Here is a 13,933-nt window from a genome sequence, read left to right on the forward strand (position 1 = left end):
TTCGCTACTCGCTACTCGCTACTCGCTACTCGCTACTCGCTACTCGCTACTCGCTACTCGCTACAGCATATCAACGGCTTTTTCTATCGCCGCTACGAGCTTTTCAACATCATCTAGATTGTTATAAATACCAAATGAAATACGAACCGTTCCTTTCACATTAAGTGCATCCATTAATGGGTGAGCACAGTGGTGTCCAGCACGTACTGCGATACCTTGTTGATCCAACAGGGTTGCAATATCTTGGTGGTGAACGCCATCCATCACAAAAGTAATCACACTTGCGTTGGGTTGATAACCCAATACCTGAATATCATCCAGTTTACTGAGTGCAAGATAAGTCTCGTGCTGTAGCTGGTGAATATGATTTTCGACATCTCGTTGAGCAAAATCACTTAACCATTCTATTGCGGTATTTAATGCTATCGCTCCTGCTACATTTGGCGTGCCCGCTTCAAACTTCCCCGGCAGTTCAGAAAATGTAGTGCCAGAGAAAGACACGCGCTCAACCATTTTGCCACCGCCATGCCAAGGGGGCATCGCTTGGAGCAATTCAAGCTTGCCATAAAGCACCCCAATACCAGCTGGAGCATAGAGCTTATGCCCAGAGAACACGTAGAAATCAGCCCCTAAAGCAGTCACATCTACAGGCTCATGAACAATACCTTGCGCTCCATCGACCACAACAATCGCATTCTTCTTGTGGGCTTTCTCGATAACTTGTTTAATGGGCTGACGAGAACCAGTAACATTGGTTATCTGAGCCAGAGCAACAATCTTAGTTCGTTCATTCAAAAGGGCGTCAAACGCAACAACGTCAAAGTCACAATCTGATGTCATTGGTACTTTCACGACTTTAGCACCAGTTTGTTCAGCCACAATTTGCCAAGGCACGATGTTGGCGTGATGTTCCATTTCACTGACTAAGATCTCATCGCCAGGTTGAAGCGTGCTTCTTGCGTAAGTTTGTGCGATCAGGTTAAGTGCTTCGGTTGCGCCGCGAGTCCAAATAATCTCTTTTGAAGAGCTTGCGCCGATAAACTGAGCGACCTTATCTCTGGCGGCTTCAAATTGACTGGTCGCGTTGGCTGTTAAGCTATGACTACCACGGTGAACATTGGCATTTTGTTTGGAGTAGTATTGGCTAATGGCATCAATAACCACCTGAGGTTTTTGTGTCGTTGCCGCGCTGTCTAAATAAATCAACGGTTGTTGATTGATGGTTTGTGATAGCGCAGGAAACTGCTCTCGGATGTGATTGATATCAAGCATCTATTCTTACCTAAAATCTTGGAAATTGTTGCTAGCGTTATGCTGAGCGGTATCGTTATTTTATCGCGACTTGTTAATCGTTGCTGACTAATCTTGATGATTCCAGCTATTTTCTCGTTCTTTAACCTGCGTAAACAGCTTTTGGTTAACAGGAACTTCTATCTGATGTTTGAGTGCTGTCTTTATTAGGTGTCCGGTAATGAAGTCGATCTCTGTCTTACGTTGGTAAAACATATCTTGCTTCATGGATGAATTGTTTTTTGCTGTCGCTTGAATAACGTGTTTTACGCTTGTTTCTAATTTGTCGAATGAACAATTAATGCCTTCCGCCTGCATCACTTGCGTGAGTTCTTTAACTATAGAACTCAGAACTTCGTTAAACCTTTGGTCAGCAAGCTCTCCATTTTTGATTTGTTCCAGCCCAGTCAGTGGGTTGATCGCACAATTGATGGCGAGTTTAGCCCACAGCGCCGTTGTTATTTCTGGATTCCAATTTACGCTCGGTAGGGCGTGTTCCAACACATCAACCAAAAAAGTGCACTGTTGACCCTTGAGGTTAAACGCACCCAATTGAGTTTGGCCGATTCCGGTGTGGGATACATTGTTGCTATTGGGTTTGAATGCTGCTTGAGTCGTGGTCGCCAATACTACAGGGTGAGCGTCAATTTGATTAGCAATGTTATCGACCGCTCCCATACCGTTGTGCATGAACATGAGAATAGTGTCAGGGTCGAGATATTGAAGCAGTGGGGTGGTTGCTTCTTCTACTTGCCAAGCTTTGACCGTGAAGATCACTAGATCACTTTCTGGTAGCTTCTCAATATTGTTGTTACTGAAGGAAAGTGAAGTTTGTTCATCAAGCGATAAGTCAATTGAGTTATCTGCGGAACGACTCCACAAAGCCACATTATGACCCGCTTGAAGTAGTTTTATCGCCCACAAAGAGCCGATAGCCCCAGGCCCAACAATAGTGATGTTCACAGCAATACCGAGATAAGAAAGTGGTGCTGCAAGGATAGCGAGGCATTAAATGAAAGCAATAAAAAATGGCACCCGAGGGTGCCATTTTGGAAACTTTCTTAGAAGTTCGATTAGAACTTGTAAGTTACAGCGAAGTAGTGACCTACGCCTGAAGTAGAGAATTCACCAATTTGTGGTTTATTCGGATCCATTAGAGCACCATCTCTTAGACCGTATACATCTTGGTATAATTTAAGACCGTAACCTACAGCAAATTGGTCATTGTGCCAGTAAATACCATTGAACATAGATCCGCCGTTGCTCGACTGGTTGTATGAACTATCACGACCAAACTCGTAATCGATGTAACCTTGGTAAGCAATGAATGAACCGTTATCGAAGTTTACGAATGGCTTAAACCAGTTTGTAGAAAATTGGTAACCGTTCCAGTCTTTCGCATTTAGATCGTACGTAGCGTAAAGGTTGAATTGCATTTTACCAAACCAAGGTACCATTACGTCTGAACCGATACCTGTTTTAGTTGCGTAACCACCGTCAGCTTTGCCATCGATAGTTGTGTAGTTTGCAACGTATAGTTCTTGTACTGGACCAAAAGAAAGGTCTTTACCAGTCAGACCATCGATAGACATACGAGGCGCAAATTTAACAAACAGTTGATCGTCATTTGCTTTATCACTGCCACTATCGTTAGTTAGGTTGAATACATCAATGTAACCGTAAAGATCGAAGATACCAGAGCGTCCACCAAACTCCATTTCAAGATAAGTATGATCTTTGTCTTGAGGCTTCTCATCGATAGTGTGCATGATATTAAACTGCATCCAGTTGTAATCATTCTTGTGAGTATCGCCGTCAGAATAATCAGCCGCCATTACTGGAGCAGAAGCTGCTGCAAGTAGGCCAAGAGTTAAAAGTGATTTACGCATAATGGAACTCTCTATGTTTGAAATAAGTAACCCGCTAATCCGTGCGTGTTTATATGTCCGAATGTCGAGCATAATAGCGATTTTGTTCTCAAATAAAAGTGAGACAGAGTGAAAACTATGATTATTATGGTGAGCGCGATCACACTAACGATCTAAATGATGGAACTTTAAAGTTGCTATGCATCTTGATGAATCCCTACTTCTATTGATTTTGTGAAATTCGATGATTTTGTGTATAAATTGGTGAAATACCGCTCTAAGCAAACGATTCTACCAAAAATCGTGACATGCATATCAAAATCAACAGTATTTCTTTCTAAGCGTTTTCTCGTAAAAAAACACCTCATTCAGCGAACGTTTCGATCCTGCCTTTGATCCATTTCCAAGCAACTCCGTACTGAAGTTTGAATCAATTGATGAACAATTCATGTGATGACTAGCCTGACTTTTAAATCTGTTTGTTTTTTCATCGCTGATAATATTGAGACCGTTCATTGCACCAATTTTGAGGCAACATTTAAAGATCTGCTCCTGAGCTTATCTGCTGTGTGACGAACTGGTCGAACTTTTTGGAGAGAAGACCAATGAAATATTCACCTATACTCGCTGTAGCGATGTCAGCCCTATTCATTGTAGGGTGTAATGATGACGATCAACCAACAACCCAGCTGCAAGCTGTTCACGCATCGCCAGATGCTCCACTAGCTAATGTGTTAGTTAATAGTCAGGCTCGTTGGACTGGGGTTGATTATGCTCAGGCATCTGGATATACCTCGGTCAATCAAGGCCAGACAACTCTACAGGTCGATGTTCAACTCCCTGGAGATGGTGTGGCGACAGTGATTCCGCCAAGCCAGTTCGATTTAAGCGGTGATTTAGATTACACGGTGATGGTGGTCGGTGATGCTGACGGTTCCAACAACCCGGTTGAGGCTTTGGTTGTTACACGACCTGCTGCGGGAACGGCGACAAGTTCAAGTCTAGATGTGCAAGTAGTACACGCGGCAACAGGGGGCGGCGATGTAAACCTATATGTGACAGGGCCGAGTGATCCATTGGGCGTTCCGCTTGGTACGCTGGGCTATAAAGATTTTACTGACGTACTCAATATTCCTGCTGGTCAATATCGTGTGAGATTAGAAACCGTGAGTGGAAGTGCTATCGCGTTTGATTCAGGAGAGATCACTCTCCCTGCTGGTAGCGAGCTGACCATTGCAGCCGTGCCAAGAGCGGATTCAACCAGTACGTCTCCGGTGAAGCTGATGGTAATGGATGGCAAAAGTTCATCTATAATTTACGACATGGCAGAATCTGCAGAAGTGAGAGTAGGGCATTTAGTTGATGGTGCACCCTCTGTGGATGTGTTTGTAAACTCGGCTAAGTTTGCTCCTCTTGATGCTCTAATGTTTAAAGAAGTTCGTGGCTTCTTAGATTTGGCAGCAGGCAGTTACGATATCGATATTTATGAAACAGCAACCACCTCTCCAACATTCATTGATGTTGACGGTTTAGCGGTGTTTGCCGGAATGGATTACAGTATCTATGCCGTGGGGACGGTAAGTCCTTTCAATTTGGAAGCGCTAGTTGTTCCAGAAAATCGACGCTCTGTTGCAACCAGTGCAGTATTGAACATTACTCATGCTGCAGCTAATCCAATTGCAGCTTCGGTTGATATTTATTTAACCGAGAACGTGGGAATTTCTGGAAGTACGCCTGCGTTGAGTAATGTGAAATTCAAAGACTTCGCGAATGGTATTTATGTAGCTGCGGGAACTTACTATGTGACGATTACGGTGGCTGGCGATCCATCTACTGTTGCTATTGACTCCGCGCCTGCGACCTTAGTTAACGGTGTTGTGTATCAAGTAGTGGCGATTGATGATTCGATGGGAACGGGATTTAACTTAATAGTAAGTGAAACTACAGATTAATCCGTTAAGCGTCTGCAAATAGAAAATAGAAAATAGAAAAGAGAAGAGGGTAGCTCAATGCTCCCCTCTTCTCTTTTGCTTTCTTTTTCTTTTATTCGTGGTTGTTTTTCGCTTTTTCTAATAAATCAGTGAAAAAGTGGCGTAACGAATAGAGCATGATCAAACTCGGAATCACCATTAATGACGTCAGTATAAAGAAGGTTGACCAATCATTGAGGTAATCGACGAGCTCGCCACTGAATGAAGCCAGTGTTGTTCTACCGAAATTGCCTAAGGATGCTAATAAGGCATATTGCGTCGCTGAGAAAGCTTGACCAGTCAGTAAGGTTAAGAAAGAGACAAATGCTACCGTCGAAAAGGCGGTTGTGAAGTTGTCGACAATGATAGTTGCCAAGAACAGAGTTTCACTAGGGCCAGCCTGAGCGATCCAAGCAAACATTAGGTTGCTGGCTGCCATTGCGATGCCACCAATCATTAGTCCGCGTACAATACCGAATTTCACATTGAAGATACTGCCGAGCAAGGTGAAGAATATCGTCGCGCCCCAACCGATTAACTTAGAGTAGTGGCCAATCTGTTCATTGCTAAAGCCTATCTCTTTATAGAAGGTGATTGACATTCTACCCAAGAAGGCTTCACCTATCTTAAATAGGAACACAAACAGTAGAAGGGTGATGGCAACTTGAACTCCGTTTCGTTTGAAGAAATCATAAAACGGTTCTAGCACTGTAACGCTGAACCAAGCGACGACTTTTGAACCCACAACTCTGTTGTGACGTTGTTGTGCTTGCTCTTGTAATGCTTCACGTTGTGTATTGGGTTCTCCGACAAAAAGAGTAAACAGCATTAACACGACAACCACACCAGCCATACCGTAATACACACCATTCCAACCGATTGAGTCAGCATTGATAAAAGCAAGATAACCTGGAAGAGAATAGCCAGTCCACCATCCCATCACGGCCATTGCGGATGCTTGTGGCAACTTTGATGCTTCCGATTTTGGAAATGAATCAATACGGAAGGCATCTATTGCGACATCTTGAGTTGCTGAGGCGATAGCTATTCCGAGAGCAAGCATAGAGGTGAACATCAAGTCATTGGCTGGGTTTACTCCAGCAATGAACAGGGTACAGATCAATACCAAGCTTTGGCACAAGAATATCCAACTGCGTCGTTGGCCTAATATCGCGTGTAAAACTGGCAGTTTGACTCGGTCTACCAACGGTGCCCATAAAAAGTTAATAGCATAGACAGCAAACACACTGCCGAAATAACCGATCGCAGCACGAGTTAAACCGGCATCTTTTAGCCAACCAGACATGTTGGATCCAATCAGAACCCATGGGAAGCCACTCGAACAACCGAGCATAAACACCCAAAGTAGACGTTTGTCTAAGTAGCTGCGGAAAGTTTGCATCCAAGAAAGAGAGGGGGTGCCTGATGACATGGGGCGTCCTTGTATAGAAAACGCCCTTAAGAATAAGGGCGTTACATTGGATTACTTAAGAAGGGTCACTTTAGTGATGACGATTGGGTCGACAGGAATGTCTGACATGCGGCCCATTCGCTTGGTTGGAATTGTTGCCATCTTCTGAACAACGTCAAAACCATCGGTTACTTTACCAAACACAGCGTAACCAGGATTACCGCCTTTCGCGTTTAAGAAATCGTTGTCTGCAAAGTTAATGAAGAACTGGCGAGTTGCAGAATCTGGTGCATTGGTGCGAGCCATTGCGATCGTTGCAGTATCATTCTTCAGGCCATTGCTGCCTTCATTTTTGATAGGCGCATAAGTTGCTAATTGCTTCATATCTTGATCGAAGCCACCACCCTGAGCCATAAAGCCCGGGATCACACGGTGAAACTGAGTGCCTTCGTAGCTACCGTCAGCAACATATTTCAGAAAGTTATCAACACTAACCGTTGCTTGCTCTTGGTTTAGCTCGATAGTGAAGACGCCTAATGTTGTTTCTACGTTCACTTTAGGACCAGCCCAAACGCTCACGCTCACCAGCATCAATGCGATAGAAGATAGAATGCGTCCCATTAGAAACGTTCCTTCATGTAAGTTTGCAGCTCTTGGTCATTGGCAATCTCTTTAAGAACTAAGTCGATAACATCGTTTAGTACCATTGCGATATCGTCATTTGATGCACTTAATGCACCTGTGCGAGTTGCTGTACCATTGAATGTCTTAACTAGCTTGCCTTCAGGCGTTTCAGCGGTTACTTCAAGTGTTACTTTACCATCCATTTGGTTTTCCATGATGGTGTGCTTGACGGTAACGAGCGCTTCTTGAATCTCTAAAACAATTGAGTTTTCACTGTTTACGCTTGCACGAAAGCCTTGAGACTCTAATTGTTGAGCAATAGCGTTTTCTAGAGAAATACGCATGTTTTGCTTAGCGTGAATTGGCTGAATGTTTGAACGGCCACTATCAACCAATGCAACATATTGAGCGGCACGAACATCTTTACTGGTTAGTGTGTATGTTTTACCTTGTACAAGGTTGCTTGAGCTTAGTGAAGCTTCTGGCATTACGTTGATCTGTTCTTGCTGAGGGGCTGAACATGCTGTCAAAGCCAAAATAGAAGCAGCCAAAATCAGTTTTTTCATTCCTTTATCCTTTCTAAATTCACACCAGGAGCTCGGTATCTTAAATTCTTGTGACGTCGTTTCTGCTTATTTATTAAAATTCGCAGGTTCTCTTGTTGCTTGTAATATCTCAAATTTCTGGTTTAGTTCAAGCGTTTCAACGTTTGCTTCACCAAATAGTCTTGCTAGTTTGACATCGTATCCGAGGTGTCGGTTACCAATAACAATTAATTTGCCTCCGTTGCTAAGAACATGCTTTGCATCACAGAACATTTGCCATGCAATGTGATCTGTAATCGCTTGTTGTTGGTGGAACGGAGGGTTACACATAACTAAGTAAGTGCTGTTTTTCTTAAAACCATCTAAACAGTTATTGGCGATGAACTGGAAATTACCTTCTTCGCCAAGGTTATCCTTAATATTTTGGCGCGCTGATTCCACTGCCATAAAGCTTTCATCAACACAGGTGATACGCGCTTGTGGGTTTAATTGCCCAGCTTTTACACTCAATACACCGTTGCCACAACCTAGATCGATGATATGACGCAGTTCAGGATCTTGAGGGATGTGCTCTAGCATATAGCGAGCACCTTGATCGAGTGCCTCGCCTGAGTAAACGTTCGGTAAATTTTTCAGGCGAATATCTTCACCGTCTACATCCCATTCAACAAAAGGCTCGACCGTTTGAATCGGCTGACAATTTGGTGAAGAGATAACCAAGCGATGTTTCTTCTTCGCTAGAGAAGTTTTGGTTTCGCCTAGGTATTTTTCGAAAATATTAAGTGTAGATGTGTGGATATCTTTTACTTTGTTTACACCGATGACTTGGCAGCCTTCTGGCAACGCTTGGCGTAGTTGGCTCAATTGCCATACTAGATGACGGTTTGTTTTCGGTAGTTGCATGATCACAAGATCGATACCGTGTGGGATATCATCCATCGTATTCAGGAAGTTCACACGGTTACTTTGATTGCGCTGCAAGTTTTTTAGCGCACCGCGATGAGAGATAAACGAGTCGCTCATCATGGTGACATCATGATCTTTAGAGAACCATGCTGACAGGGCACCAAAGCTATCGTTCATGATCAGGATGTGTTTGCCAGGTTCCAGATTCATCTCTTCAACGTGACTAATAATGTATTCGTCGCCCGCATCCCAAGCTTGAAGGGTTTCATTTGAACGGTTGGGGAAACGATGTAAGGTCAAAGTTCTATCGAGAAGAGTAAGTTCGGTTTTCATAGCTTGAGATACTTATGTAAGAAATAACAAAGATATTGTCTCAAATGCAGCCTGAACAAGATAGAAAAAACTCAACCAAACCTAAGTCGTTCGTTATGAAATACTCAGACAGTCGACCAGTTAGGGTTTATACTTCCCCCACAGATAATGCCAATACGTTATTAAGGAATCATAATGATCCAAGAAGTTATCGAAACAAAATTGCACAATGAGTTTTCACCAAGTCATTTAAACGTGGTCAATGAGAGCTACATGCACAATGTTCCGGCTGGTTCTGAGAGTCATTTTAAAGTGATTGTTGTCAGCGATGCGTTTGAAGGCTTGCGCCTTATTGGTCGTCATCGAGCGGTAAATAAAGCACTTTCAGAAGAGCTAGCGAATAATATTCACGCACTATCTATTCACACTTATACAAAAGATGAATGGATGAAGCAACTCGATAACGTGCCAGACAGCCCGATGTGTATGGGCGGTGGTAAGTAATAAAACTAACTGATAGAAGAGGTGGCGATGCTGCCTTTTTTATCGCCAGGCTGATGTGTTTTTAGGGTTTATATCACTCAAATTGATGTCAAATTAGGCGTCTTTAAATACCCACAATGAGTAATGTTTTTATTAACAGTGTTTCAACATAACTCGTAAAATATTAGTTTGTGACAGAGTATTAATCTCTTGTTTAAAACACGATTCAAAAGCCATTTTATCTGTGCGGCTCGTCAAATTTATACATATTTGAGAGTCCATATGCTTCAAATCTCACCAAATTAAGGCCGTATTCAAGTTATTGGTCATGGCATCAAGTTGTCAAAAAATGCTAGAATACGGCACCTGATAAATCTCACATAATCTTTGTGATGGGTTTATTAATGTAATGTTGCGATTTTGGTATCTCGAATTTACCAGAACCGGACACTGTAATGTCGTGTCTAAGGGCGATTTTAAAACGTCCCGAATTTACGCAATTAAAAGAATCTTTTTCCCGATAAAGTAGTGCAAGTGCGTATGATTACAATAAAGAAGGGTTTGGATCTTCCTATCGCAGGAACTCCATCCCAGGTGATTAATGATGGTAAGTCCATCACTAAAGTCGCCTTGCTTGGCGAAGAGTACGTTGGTATGCGTCCTACGATGCATGCTCGCGTTGGTGATGAAGTGAAGAAAGGCCAAGTTCTTTTTGCAGATAAAAAGAACCCAGGTGTTGTATTTACTTCTCCAGCAAGCGGTAAAGTTATTGAAGTGAACCGTGGTGCTAAGCGTGTTCTTCAATCAGTAGTGATTGAAGTAGCAGGCAATGAGCAAATCACGTTCAATAGCTATGAAGCTAACCAACTAGTAAGTCTTGACCGTGAAACGGTTAAAACTCAGTTAGTTGAGTCTGGCGCATGGACCGCTTTGCGAACTCGTCCGTTCAGCAAGGTTCCAGCAGTTGATTCTGAAACTCAGGCTATTTTCGTTACTGCTATGGATACTAATCCGCTAGCAGCTGAGCCAGAATTAATCATTAACGAGCAGTCTGATGCTTTCGTTGCTGGTTTAGATCTTCTTTCAACTCTGACTAACGGTAAAGTGTACGTTTGTAAAAAAGGTACTAGCTTACCTCGTTCAGCTCAGTCTAACGTTGAAGAACATGTTTTTGATGGCCCACACCCTGCAGGTCTTGCAGGCACGCATATGCATTACCTATATCCGGTAAATGCACAAAATGTAGCGTGGAGCATTAACTACCAAGATGTTATCGCATTCGGTAAGCTTTTCCTTACTGGTGAGATTTACTCTGAGCGTGTTGTTTCTCTGGCTGGTCCAGTTGTGAATAACCCACGTCTAGTTCGTACTCAAATTGGTGCTAGCCTTGAAGAGTTGACAGACAGCGAGTTAATGCCAGGCGAAGTTCGTGTGATTTCTGGTTCTGTACTTACGGGTACTGAAGCAACAGGTCCACATGCTTTCCTTGGTCGTTACCATCAGCAAGTTTCTGTTCTACGTGAAGGTCGTGATAAAGAGCTATTCGGCTGGGCTATGCCTGGTAAGAACAAGTTCTCTGTTACTCGTTCATTCCTTGGTCACCTGTTTAAAGGTCAGTTGTTCAACATGACAACGACGACAAACGGTAGTGACCGCTCAATGGTTCCAATTGGTAACTACGAGCGCGTAATGCCTCTAGATATGGAACCTACATTGCTGCTTCGTGATCTATGTGCAGGCGACATTGATAGTGCTCAAGCACTTGGTGCGCTAGAACTAGACGAAGAAGATGTAGCATTGTGTACCTTTGTATGTCCAGGTAAGTACGAGTACGGTCAACTACTTCGTGAATGCCTAGATACGATTGAGAAGGAAGGGTAATTTTCATGGGCCTTAAAAAGTTTCTTGAAGACATCGAGCATCATTTTGAGCCAGGTGGTAAACACGAGAAGTGGTTTGCGCTTTACGAAGCAGCAGCGACAGTGTTTTACACGCCAGGTCTTATCACAAAGAAAAGCTCACACGTTCGTGATAGTGTTGATTTAAAACGTATCATGATCATGGTTTGGTTCGCGGTATTCCCAGCAATGTTCTGGGGTATGTACAACGCGGGTGGCCAAGCTATCGCTGCACTTAACCATATGTACGCAGGCGCTGAACTAGCATCTGTTATCAGTGGTAACTGGCACTACTGGCTAACCGAAATGCTTGGAGCCTCCTTAGGATCCGATGCTGGTGTTGGCAGCAAGATGCTACTTGGTGCGACATACTTCTTACCTATCTACGCAACGGTATTCATCGTAGGTGGTTTCTGGGAAGTTCTGTTCTGTATGGTGCGTAAGCACGAAGTAAACGAAGGTTTCTTTGTTACTTCTATCTTATTCGCGCTTATCGTTCCGCCAACACTTCCTCTATGGCAAGCAGCACTAGGTATTACCTTCGGTGTTGTTGTAGCGAAAGAGATCTTCGGTGGTACGGGTCGTAACTTCCTGAACCCTGCACTTGCTGGCCGTGCGTTCCTATTCTTTGCATACCCTGCACAGATTTCAGGTGACGTAGTTTGGACTGCTGCAGATGGTTTCTCTGGTGCAACTGCTCTTAGCCAGTGGGCTCAAGGCGGCGGTAGTGCACTAATGAACGTAACATCAGGTGAAGCAATCACTTGGATGGACGCATTCATTGGTAACATCCCAGGTTCTATCGGTGAAGTATCGACTCTAGCACTTATGATTGGTGCTGCGATGATCGTTTACATGCGTATCGCTTCATGGCGTATCATTGCCGGTGTAATGATCGGTATGATTGCTGTGTCTACGTTGTTCAACGTGATCGGTTCTGATACTAACGCAATGTTCAGCATGCCTTGGCATTGGCACCTAGTTCTAGGTGGCTTCGCATTCGGTATGTTCTTCATGGCGACAGACCCAGTATCAGCTTCATTTACCAATAAAGGTAAGTGGTGGTACGGCATCCTAATCGGCGCAATGTGTGTAATGATTCGTGTAGTTAACCCTGCATACCCAGAAGGCATGATGCTTGCGATTCTATTCGCAAACCTATTTGCTCCTCTGTTTGACCACGTTGTAATCGAGAAGAACATTAAGCGGAGACTAGCGCGCTATGGCAAGTAATAACGATAGCATTAAAAAGACGCTGTTTGTTGTTATCGCATTGAGCCTAGTGTGCTCAATCATCGTTTCAACAGCTGCAGTTGTTCTTAAACCTAAGCAGCAAGCTAACGCAGTTCTGGATCAGCAAACTAAGATCCTTGAAGTTGCGGGTATTGAGCTTGCAGGTGATATCCCAGCACTCTACGCAGAGAACATCGAACCTCGTCTAGTTGATTTCGCTACTGGCGATTTCGTTGACGGCGATGCTGCTGCATACGACCAACGTAAAGCGGCAAAAGATCCAGCTCAGTCAATCAAGCTTTCAGCTGAAGAAGACATCGCTAAGATCATTCGTCGTGCTAACACAGGTACTGTATACCTAGTGAAAGATGGCGCTGAAACTTCTAAAGTTATCATCCCTGTTCACGGTAACGGCCTATGGTCAATGATGTACGCATTCGTTGCGGTAGAAACTGATGGCAACACAGTTTCCGGTATCACTTACTACGAGCAAGGTGAAACTCCTGGACTTGGTGGTGAAGTTGAGAACCCAACTTGGCGCGCTCAATTCGTTGGTAAGAAATTATTCGACGAAAACCACAAACCTGCTATTCAGGTTGTTAAAGGTGGCGCTCCTCAAGGTTCTGAGCACGGTGTAGATGGCCTTTCTGGTGCAACACTGACTAGCGTTGGTGTTCAACATACATTTGACTTCTGGTTAGGTGATATGGGCTTTGGTCCGTTCCTAGCAAAAGTTCGTGACGGAGGTCTGAACTAATGTCTAGTGCAAAAGAAATTAAAAAGAGCATCTTAGCGCCTGTGTTGGATAACAACCCAATCGCGCTACAGGTTCTTGGTGTGTGTTCTGCTCTTGCGGTAACCACTAAGCTAGAAACAGCATTTGTTATGACTATCGCGGTAATGTTCGTTACTGCTCTGTCTAACTTCTTCGTTTCTTTAATCCGTAACCACATTCCTAACAGTGTGCGTATCATCGTTCAGATGGCAATTATCGCATCATTAGTAATCGTGGTAGACCAAGTGCTTAAAGCATACCTATACGATATCTCTAAGCAGCTATCTGTATTCGTTGGCCTAATCATTACTAACTGTATTGTAATGGGTCGTGCTGAAGCATTCGCAATGAAGTCTGCGCCAATCCCATCGTTTATCGACGGTCTTGGTAACGGTCTTGGTTACGGTTTCGTTCTTATCACTGTTGGTTTCTTCCGTGAGCTTCTAGGCTCTGGCAAACTATTTGGTATGGAAGTACTACCTCTAGTGAGCAACGGTGGTTGGTATCAGCCAAACGGCTTGATGCTTCTAGCACCTTCAGCATTCTTCCTAATTGGTTTCTTGATTTGGGCAATTCGTGTGTTCAAACCAGAACAAGTAGAAGCGAAGGGGTAAGGTA

General features: G+C 43.6%; 13 protein-coding genes. 6 read left to right on the top strand and 7 right to left on the bottom strand.

The annotated features are described in order from the left end of the window. Positions 1-60 precede the first annotated feature (60 nt). The 3 genes from csdA to ACED25_RS11715 all read right to left on the bottom strand — a co-directional run bounded on the left by csdA (position 61) and on the right by ACED25_RS11715 (position 3,251). Positions 61-1,272, bottom strand: coding sequence for a cysteine desulfurase CsdA (gene csdA / locus ACED25_RS11705; protein ID WP_371695316.1), 1,212 nt, complete (start codon positions 1,270-1,272; stop codon positions 61-63). Between the two features lie 87 nt (positions 1,273-1,359). Then, positions 1,360-2,253: a 2-dehydropantoate 2-reductase gene (panE, locus tag ACED25_RS11710; RefSeq protein WP_371695317.1), complete on the bottom strand. Its 894-nt coding sequence runs from the start codon at positions 2,251-2,253 to the stop codon at positions 1,360-1,362. A gap of 110 nt (positions 2,254-2,363) precedes the next feature. After that, entirely contained in the window at positions 2,364-3,251 is an 888-nt protein-coding gene (locus ACED25_RS11715) for an outer membrane protein OmpK (protein ID WP_371695318.1), read from the bottom strand. Between the two features lie 512 nt (positions 3,252-3,763). Between ACED25_RS11715 and ACED25_RS11720 the strand changes: the two genes are divergently transcribed. Further along, entirely contained in the window at positions 3,764-5,110 is a 1,347-nt protein-coding gene (locus ACED25_RS11720; RefSeq protein ID WP_371695319.1) for a DUF4397 domain-containing protein, read from the top strand. 91 nt (positions 5,111-5,201) lie between these two features. Here ACED25_RS11720 and ACED25_RS11725 read toward each other — a convergent pair whose 3' ends face one another. From ACED25_RS11725 to ACED25_RS11740, 4 genes are all read right to left on the bottom strand, one after another. Further along, positions 5,202-6,560, bottom strand: coding sequence for an MFS transporter (locus tag ACED25_RS11725; protein ID WP_012603364.1), 1,359 nt, complete (start codon positions 6,558-6,560; stop codon positions 5,202-5,204). A gap of 51 nt (positions 6,561-6,611) precedes the next feature. Beyond that, complete coding sequence (locus ACED25_RS11730) at positions 6,612-7,160, bottom strand: peptidylprolyl isomerase (protein WP_371695320.1); 549 nt, start codon at positions 7,158-7,160, stop codon at positions 6,612-6,614. Next, positions 7,160-7,729, bottom strand: a complete 570-nt coding sequence (locus ACED25_RS11735) for a YajG family lipoprotein (protein WP_009848368.1) — start codon at positions 7,727-7,729, stop codon at positions 7,160-7,162. Before ACED25_RS11735 ends, ACED25_RS11730 begins: the two co-directional genes overlap by 1 nt. A 66-nt stretch (positions 7,730-7,795) precedes the next feature. Further along, positions 7,796-8,947 carry a class I SAM-dependent methyltransferase gene (locus ACED25_RS11740; protein WP_017098022.1) on the bottom strand — a complete coding sequence of 384 codons (1,152 nt, stop codon included), beginning with the start codon at positions 8,945-8,947 and terminating at the stop codon, positions 7,796-7,798. A gap of 174 nt (positions 8,948-9,121) precedes the next feature. Between ACED25_RS11740 and bolA the strand changes: the two genes are divergently transcribed. The 5 genes from bolA (at position 9,122) to ACED25_RS11765 (ending at position 13,929) form a co-directional block, all read left to right on the top strand. Then, a complete protein-coding gene (gene bolA, locus ACED25_RS11745; protein WP_009848370.1) occupies positions 9,122-9,430 on the top strand; it encodes a transcriptional regulator BolA in 309 nt (102 codons plus the stop codon). 519 nt (positions 9,431-9,949) lie between these two features. Continuing rightward, the gene (locus ACED25_RS11750) at positions 9,950-11,290 is read left to right on the top strand and encodes a Na(+)-translocating NADH-quinone reductase subunit A (protein WP_009848371.1); all 1,341 of its coding nucleotides are present in this window, start codon (positions 9,950-9,952) and stop codon (positions 11,288-11,290) included. 5 nt (positions 11,291-11,295) lie between these two features. Further along, the gene (locus ACED25_RS11755; protein WP_122046917.1) at positions 11,296-12,540 is read left to right on the top strand and encodes an NADH:ubiquinone reductase (Na(+)-transporting) subunit B; all 1,245 of its coding nucleotides are present in this window, start codon (positions 11,296-11,298) and stop codon (positions 12,538-12,540) included. After that, complete coding sequence (locus tag ACED25_RS11760) at positions 12,530-13,297, top strand: Na(+)-translocating NADH-quinone reductase subunit C (protein WP_371695321.1); 768 nt, start codon at positions 12,530-12,532, stop codon at positions 13,295-13,297. Before ACED25_RS11755 ends, ACED25_RS11760 begins: the two co-directional genes overlap by 11 nt. After that, a complete protein-coding gene (locus ACED25_RS11765; protein ID WP_004735210.1) occupies positions 13,297-13,929 on the top strand; it encodes an NADH:ubiquinone reductase (Na(+)-transporting) subunit D in 633 nt (210 codons plus the stop codon). The genes ACED25_RS11760 and ACED25_RS11765 overlap by 1 nt, the downstream gene beginning before the upstream one ends. Positions 13,930-13,933 lie beyond the last annotated feature (4 nt).

Origin of the sequence: Vibrio sp. 1F263 (genome assembly GCF_041439035.1) — a bacterium.
GTDB lineage: Bacteria > Pseudomonadota > Gammaproteobacteria > Enterobacterales > Vibrionaceae > Vibrio > Vibrio tasmaniensis_A.

What these genes read in the sequence shown, in the direction of transcription:
- csdA (WP_371695316.1), bottom strand. Translation starts at nt 1,272, where the DNA reads ATGCTTGATATCAATCACATCCGAGAGCAGTTTCCTGCGCTATCACAA.
- ACED25_RS11715 (WP_371695318.1), bottom strand. Translation starts at nt 3,251, where the DNA reads ATGCTCGACATTCGGACATATAAACACGCACGGATTAGCGGGTTACTT.
- ACED25_RS11720 (WP_371695319.1), top strand. Translation starts at nt 3,764, where the DNA reads ATGAAATATTCACCTATACTCGCTGTAGCGATGTCAGCCCTATTCATT.
- ACED25_RS11725 (WP_012603364.1), bottom strand. Translation starts at nt 6,560, where the DNA reads ATGTCATCAGGCACCCCCTCTCTTTCTTGGATGCAAACTTTCCGCAGC.
- ACED25_RS11730 (WP_371695320.1), bottom strand. Translation starts at nt 7,160, where the DNA reads ATGGGACGCATTCTATCTTCTATCGCATTGATGCTGGTGAGCGTGAGC.
- ACED25_RS11735 (WP_009848368.1), bottom strand. Translation starts at nt 7,729, where the DNA reads ATGAAAAAACTGATTTTGGCTGCTTCTATTTTGGCTTTGACAGCATGT.
- ACED25_RS11740 (WP_017098022.1), bottom strand. Translation starts at nt 8,947, where the DNA reads ATGAAAACCGAACTTACTCTTCTCGATAGAACTTTGACCTTACATCGT.
- bolA (WP_009848370.1), top strand. Translation starts at nt 9,122, where the DNA reads ATGATCCAAGAAGTTATCGAAACAAAATTGCACAATGAGTTTTCACCA.
- ACED25_RS11750 (WP_009848371.1), top strand. Translation starts at nt 9,950, where the DNA reads ATGATTACAATAAAGAAGGGTTTGGATCTTCCTATCGCAGGAACTCCA.
- ACED25_RS11755 (WP_122046917.1), top strand. Translation starts at nt 11,296, where the DNA reads ATGGGCCTTAAAAAGTTTCTTGAAGACATCGAGCATCATTTTGAGCCA.
- ACED25_RS11760 (WP_371695321.1), top strand. Translation starts at nt 12,530, where the DNA reads ATGGCAAGTAATAACGATAGCATTAAAAAGACGCTGTTTGTTGTTATC.
- ACED25_RS11765 (WP_004735210.1), top strand. Translation starts at nt 13,297, where the DNA reads ATGTCTAGTGCAAAAGAAATTAAAAAGAGCATCTTAGCGCCTGTGTTG.